This is a genomic window from Ferruginibacter sp., assembly GCF_014377975.1.
Taxonomy (GTDB): domain Bacteria; phylum Bacteroidota; class Bacteroidia; order Chitinophagales; family Chitinophagaceae; genus Ferruginibacter.
On sequence record NZ_JACMOO010000010.1, the window covers coordinates 22214 to 29273 of the forward strand.

4 protein-coding genes are annotated in these 7060 nt (G+C 39.5%); 2 read left to right on the plus strand and 2 right to left on the minus strand.

Annotated elements, in window-relative coordinates; genetic code table 11:
- Positions 1–36: 36 nt before the first annotated feature.
- Both H7254_RS00865 and H7254_RS00870 read right to left on the minus strand, forming a co-directional pair.
- Positions 37–2211: a DUF5916 domain-containing protein gene (locus H7254_RS00865; RefSeq protein ID WP_301931174.1), complete on the minus strand. Its 2175-nt coding sequence runs from the start codon at positions 2209–2211 to the stop codon at positions 37–39.
- Between the two features lie 490 nt (positions 2212–2701).
- Positions 2702–3961: a T9SS type A sorting domain-containing protein gene (locus tag H7254_RS00870; protein WP_301931175.1), complete on the minus strand. Its 1260-nt coding sequence runs from the start codon at positions 3959–3961 to the stop codon at positions 2702–2704.
- Positions 3962–4317: 356 nt separating this feature from the next.
- On the opposite strand from H7254_RS00870, the gene H7254_RS00875 reads away from it, so the two are divergent.
- Both H7254_RS00875 and H7254_RS00880 read left to right on the plus strand, forming a co-directional pair.
- Positions 4318–6735 carry a zinc-dependent metalloprotease gene (locus H7254_RS00875; protein ID WP_301931176.1) on the plus strand — a complete coding sequence of 806 codons (2418 nt, stop codon included), beginning with the start codon at positions 4318–4320 and terminating at the stop codon, positions 6733–6735.
- A gap of 141 nt (positions 6736–6876) precedes the next feature.
- Positions 6877–7060: FAD-dependent oxidoreductase (locus H7254_RS00880; protein WP_301931177.1), on the plus strand; the 184-nt coding region annotated here is incomplete at its 3' end.

The window sequence follows — 7060 nt, forward strand, 5'->3', positions numbered from 1 at the left end:
ATTCATAACTCACAATTCATATTTCATATTTTTGAATTACATACTCCACCAGTAAGTAAACTTTAGCACCAGCGCACGGTTGCGGATAAAAAGAGGCGCTGTATAATAATTGTCTGTGTAAACAATATAAAAGTCGCTGGCAGGTTTATAGCGCCATTGCAGCCTTGTATTTACATTCACATTTTTTTGCTGGTTATTGTATTGTACAAAAGCCGTAAAGAAAAATGTGTTGGTAAGGGTAACATCAATGCGTGGGCCAATTAGCCAAAAATTAGTAACTCCCCAAGGCTTGGGTAAGGCAATGCGATTGTAACTGGCACTTAAAGTAATGTTTACAAAAGGCTGAAAGCGGTATCCCAGATCCGTTGTAAGATTGAGCCTGGTACCATTGGCATAATACCCGCCATACCTGGTAGAAAATGCATAGGTAAATAACTTTTGCGGCTTGGATGTATAGGAAGTTCCCCATGCATCCCAGCTGTGTTTGCTGCCGGTTTGCAGTGAGTCTTTTCCAGAATTGGTTGGGTCAAATGGTTTTAGCAGCTCAACATAGTCATGGGCCACCCAGGCATCAAATACGCTCTGGTTGCGTAAACTTATTTTATAGTCCAGGTAGGTTTCATTATCTGTCTGGTGAAATTTAGTATTGAAAAAGTAGGTAGAGCTTAATAAAGGGCCATGGCTTAATACCTTTCCTTTTCTATTTGGAAAAAAGTTATAGCCAATCTGCGGATTAATTTTGATGTAATTGTTCCGTGGCACATAGCCTACTTCTGCATTATAACTTTTGCCAACAATTTCATGCTGCCAGGCAAGCATCCATTTTTTACCAGTGTACAGCAGGTTGGCCGCATGCACAAAATCGCCGGTTGATTTGCCTGGACTAAAAGACTTTAACATCATCGCTTTTCCAGTAAAGGCATTATTGACGGATGCAAGGTTATATTCAATGCCCAGGTTGCGGTTGTATAAAGAATATACAGGTTTGGTACTGTCTTTACCCGGCTGGTAATTTACCGACTGTTTATTTACAAACATAAACCGTATGTTGGACCTGGCAAACAAACGCCGTTGTAAGGCCAGTACCGTAAAGTTTTGTGCCGGTAATCCGGTTTCATCCTGGCTTTTTGTTTTCATATCCATTACGCCGATGCGCCAGTTTTTATCAATACTGCCGCTAAGCCTGGCACCATAACTAATGGGTACGCCCAAACCAATACGCCGTGAAAAAAATGGACGTATATTGGTATAACCAAAATTGGCAAACAAGTCTGCATTTTCTAAAAAAAATTGTCTTTTTTCCGGAAAAAATAATTCGTACCGGTCAAGGTTGGTAACCTGTTTATCTACTTCTACCTGCGAAAAATCGGGGTTTACAGTAAGGTCTAAATTAAGGGAAGACGAAAGAGCGATTTTAGCATCAGCACCAATATCTTTTCTGTAGGTGGTAGGTTTTTTAGCATCATAATCTTTAGTAAGTCCGCCTAAAACGTACGGAATTACAGAGATGTTTGCACCCGCTTCAGGCGGCGCTTCATCCCAGATAAGTGTGCCGGTATAGGCCAATGAAGCTGTGGGAAATTGTCTTGGAATGGGTGTCCAGCTTGATTTTTCAGCTTCCTTAATATCTAACCTGCTAAAGTTAATACCCCATTGGGTAATGCCCTTTTTATAGCGGATTGTTTTAAAAGGAATGGCTGCTTCAAAAATCCATTTATCAGGATAATTTTTTACAACGGAAACCCATTTATTATCCCAGCTAAGATCAGCACTGCCACCGCTGTATAAACTGCCATCCCACTGGGCACCGGCAGCATTGGCACCAAAAGTAAATCCATTGGTACGATCATCAAAGGGATCTATAAAAAATATGAAATTATCATTTTTGCCAAAACTAAAATCCCTTCTCAAAGATTCTACCATGTAAGGTGCTTGTTTGGTAAGATAGCACACTGCAATGATGTAAATATTTTGTGCATCATAAGTCATGCGCACCGATGTTTTAACTTTAGCGTGGCTGGTATCCATCGGTAGCACCATAAAAAAATTATCTGCTACCGCGGCATCTTTCCAGGCCTGTTCATTCAGTTCACCATCTATCTTTATGGGCAAAGATGTTTTATGAATATGCAATTGGTAGCCACTGTTTTTTTTTTGAGCAAAAACAAAAATAGTAAGAAAGCAAAGCGGAAGCAGTAACAGGTGTTTCAATACAACAAGGTTTTGGAGTTTTAAAATTGGGTGCAAGATAAGTATTGTTGCTAAAAAATCAGTCCGGCCTTGTAATGAAATATAAGAAACGATTAAAAATTTGAACGGTTGTGTTAACGGGAGAGAATAATTAATTTTATCCGAAAAACATTTCTTAGTTTTTCCGGATACTGCTTTCTTTTGTATCCTGATAAAAAAAAGATCAGGGCTACCTGCAAAAAAGTAAAAATCTTAATCCTTTACTACAATTTAATTCGCCTAAACCGAAAAGTATAAATTAAATATTGCAGGAACGACCCAATGTTGCAGTTTGTAAAAAATTGGCAAGGTATGTATCGGCGCTTTGCCATAAAATATTTATACTTTGTATAAAAACAGCAGCCGTTATTAATGTTAAAATGGTATCTTAAAAAAAAGATAGGAACAAAAACTATCATTTTGTTTTTATAACAAATGATAGTTTTAAATAATTGATTGTAAGAGGTATTTATTATTTCATTATTTTCTCATTATCTGCTATCACTCCGTTAACTGATACCTGCGCTATGTATAAACCTTTTGGTAAACCACTCATGCCACTGAGCTGAAAAGTATTTTGGCCTTTGCTGATGATTACATTTTTTGTTACCACACACTGGCCGGTTACGTCCTTCATTTTAATTATACCATTGCCGCTTTGTAAAGCTGTAACATGTATGGCTAAATTTTCTGTAAACGGATTGGGAGATGCCTTTATTGTTATGCCCTTATTGGCATGAAACGTTGCCATTTCTACTTTGCTATAGGTGATTGGGCCACTTATATCCACCTCTTTTAAACGGTAATATGCAACGGTTTTTCCAGCTAAAGCGGCATCCTTATCACTTACCTGGTAACTATTATTAATTCCATTGCTAAATCCCTTTATAATTATCCCGGTTGAACTGAATTTGTTGCCATCAAAAGAACGTTCCACATCAAAATAGCTGTAGTTTACTTCATTGTCTGCAATCCAGTTAAGGTTTACTTCTTTCTCCATGGCGGTTACTTTAAATGATATATATTTTACTGGTAAAACCGAGTAGTTGGAAAGCATCATTTTTTTAAAATACATACAGTTTAATCTTTGCGTGGCGCCCCCTGGATTGTTTATTACTTTTGATCCTAAACTTAACTGTATACTATTTTTGTTAGTATAAAGGAACCCAATTCTTGAATCCATAGACATCGTATCAATACCCGGACGGTTGACAACGGATGCCTGGGCTTCAATTCTGCCGCTGCCCATATTTGTGATGGTTAATAAAGTGGGAGAAGGCAGGCTATAACCCGCCTGTCCTGCTGATTGTACAAACTCTCCAATGGTTTGGTTATCTCCATCAACATCAATGGCTGACAGGTCAAGGCAGGGAAAAGCATAACTAACGCCTGCATTTGTTTTAAAAGTTATATCCCAGTCAATCCAGGATTTATTACCTGATGGCGTGCCTGGGCCATTAATGATGGGTTGCCAAGCATCCGCATAACCTTGTCCGGGTGTTTCCATACTTACCAGCGTTGCACCGCCATTCAGTTTTACCAAGGCGATGTAACAATCAATTCCTGCTGTAACGTTGGGGAATTTATAAATTGCACCTTCTGAAAGTGCTGTGCCGGAAACAAGCGTGGGGTTGGCAAATACCAAACCCGGGCTTACACATTGTGCCTTAATATTTGTATTTACCAACGCAAGGGCAACTAAACCAAGGACAGTTGTAAAAATCGTTTTCATATTTTGGGGGTTTGTGGGGTACGTAAAAATTCTTTTAATTGTCCGTTTAATTACTAAGTACTATTTCGGTGCCAAAAAATAAGGTACTTATTGTCAAACACTTGTAATGATCACATTTCAACTTCTTTCCATTTTATAGAGGTTTTTTTTATTTTATAGAAACTGTCGAATAGGATTCTCACAATAAAGTGGCCCTTATTGTTTGTAGTTTGATGATTCGTTTTTTATAATGGCCTCTTATAAAAGGGAACCATACAACAAAAAAATCTATGTATCTGGCCGGATAAATTTAAAATTCCTTCCTTGTCAGTATTTAGCCAATCCTTTGTATTTTGTGTATCAATAAAATAATTATCATGCAACGTTTTATTTTCCTATTGCTTTTCGTTCCTTTTTGCTCAATGGCACAAACCAATTCAATAAAAGAAAAAACAAAAAATATGAAGCCCTATGAAGGCTTTTTTACTTTTTACCTAGATAAAAGTACAGGGAAAGTATGGTTACAGATAAATAAACTGGAGGAAGAAATATTATACCAGACATCGTTGCCGGCTGGGCTTGGCTCCAATGACATAGGGCTCGACAGGGGAATAATGGGCACTACTTACATTGTAAAATTCAGCAGGGCAGGTAATAAAATTTTACTGATTGAACCCAACTACGCTTACAGGGCAGTTACTGGCGATGCAGCAGAAAAAAGGGCCGTTGAACAATCCTTCGCACAATCCACCATTTGGGGTTTTACCATAGCGGCCGAAAGTGATGGCAGCGTATTGGTGGATGCAACTGATTTTTTATTAAGGGATGCAATGCAGGTTGCTAACCGGTTACAAAATGCCCAACAGGGAAGTTACTTTTTGGATGTTTCCCGTAGTGCATTGTATTATCCACGTACCAAAAATTTCCCTTTAAATACAGAGTTTGAAACCACGGTTACCTTTGTAAATAAGGATGGAAAGCCAGGTAATTTTATAAGCCCGGTAACGCCGAAAGCAGAAGCTATTACCTTGCGCATGCATCACTCTTTTATACAATTGCCCGACAACAATTTTGAAACAAGGCTGTATGATGCCCGTTCGCCTTTTATTACAAACTCTTATTTTGATTACAGCACACCCATAACAGAACCGATTCAGAAAAATTATATCATTCGCCACCGTTTGCAAAAAAAGGATCCCTCCGCAGTAAAAAGCGAAGCCATAAAACCCATTATTTATTATCTAGATAACGGAACACCCGAACCCATTCGAAGTGCTTTGCTGGAGGGGGCAGGTTGGTGGAACCAGGCTTTTGAAAGTGCTGGTTTTATCAATGGTTTCCAGGTAAAAATTTTACCGGATAGTGCAGATCCGATGGACCTGCGGTATAATATGATTAACTGGGTACACCGTTCCACCAGGGGCTGGAGTTTTGGTAATGCTGTGGTGGATCCACGCACAGGCGAAATAATAAAAGGCAATGTAACACTGGGCTCGCTGCGGGTAAGGCAGGATTATCTGATAGCGCAGGGCTTGCTGGCACCGTTTGAAAAAGACGGATTGCCTGCAGATAATAAGATGCTTACAATGGCTTTGCAACGCTTAAAGCAATTGGCAGCGCATGAAGTGGGTCATACTTTGGGGCTAATGCATAACTATATTTCCAGTGCACAAAACCGGGCAAGTGTCATGGACTATCCACCACCAATGGTAAGTTTAAACAGCAATAATGAAATTGATTTAAGCGATGCTTACACCAACCAAATTGGTGACTGGGATAAAGTAAGTATTCAATATGGTTACCAGCAATTTTCAAAGCAAACAAATGAAGCCGCGGCTTTAAATAAAATATTAAGTGATGCAGCAGGCAATGGCCTAACTTTTATTTCCGACAGGGATGCCCGTGATCCGGGCGGGTTGCACCCCAATGCACATTTATGGGATAATGGAAAAGATCCGGTAAGTGAACTAAAAAATGTACTGAAAGTACGTGCCAAAGCATTGTCACAATTTGGCGAAAACAATATCCGGAAAGGTACACCCATGGCCATGCTGGAAGATGTGCTGGTACCGGTATATCTTTTTCACCGTTACCAGGTAGAGGCGGTTATTAAAGAAGTAGGTGGCATGTATTATTCTTATGCCCTGCGGGGAGACGGACAAATAGTAACGCAGCCAGTTACCAGGCAGCAACAATTAACTGCGTTAAATGCTGTGGTAGAATGTATGGACCCCCTGGTACTTGCATTACCCGAAAAGATTATCAAACTAATACCTCCCCGCCCGGCAGGGTATGATTATAACAGGGAATTATTTAAGCGGCGTACCGGTCTTGCTTTTGATCCGCTGGCTGCCGCCGAAGCTGCTGCTGATTTACCTTTATCATTTTTATTTAATGCCAGCCGCTTAAACAGGATGGTGCAGTACCAGGCAGAAAATAACGGGCTGGGTATTGATGATATGATTGCAGTGTTAACTGCAAAAACCTGGAAAGCCCCCCGTTTAACGGGTTTGCCAGGAATGATACAACAACAGAACGGGCAGTTGCTGCTAACTTACCTGCTGGCAACATCTATCAATGAAGACGCTTCTTTTGCCACCAAAGCACAACTACTTACTGCAATTGATGAAATAAAAAAGTATGCAACTGCACAATTAAAAACAACAACAGATACTAACAGTAAAGGCTATCTGCTATTGGCGCTTGAAAGAATAAAGACCCCTGAAAAATCAAAACCAACCCTGCATGAACCGGCGCCTCCGGGTTCACCCATTGGTTGTGATGCAGGTCTGTAAATATATATTCAACCTTTAAGTATTTCTACTTTTAAAATACCTGTATCATAAAAATATATTTTCGACAAAAAAATTACCATCCCCTTGTCATTTTTTATTAGTTACCGGGTTGTAAATTTACCATTCACATAAATAAAAAATATGCCTCAGCAATCCACACAGATTAATAATAAAGCTACTACACAAAATACCTATGATGTAATCATTGTAGGCTCTGGAATTAGCGGCGGATGGGCCGCCAAAGAGCTATGTGAAAAGGGGTTAAAAGTGCTGATGCTGGAAAGGGGCGAAAATGTGGAACATCCCAATTATCCAACTGCAACCA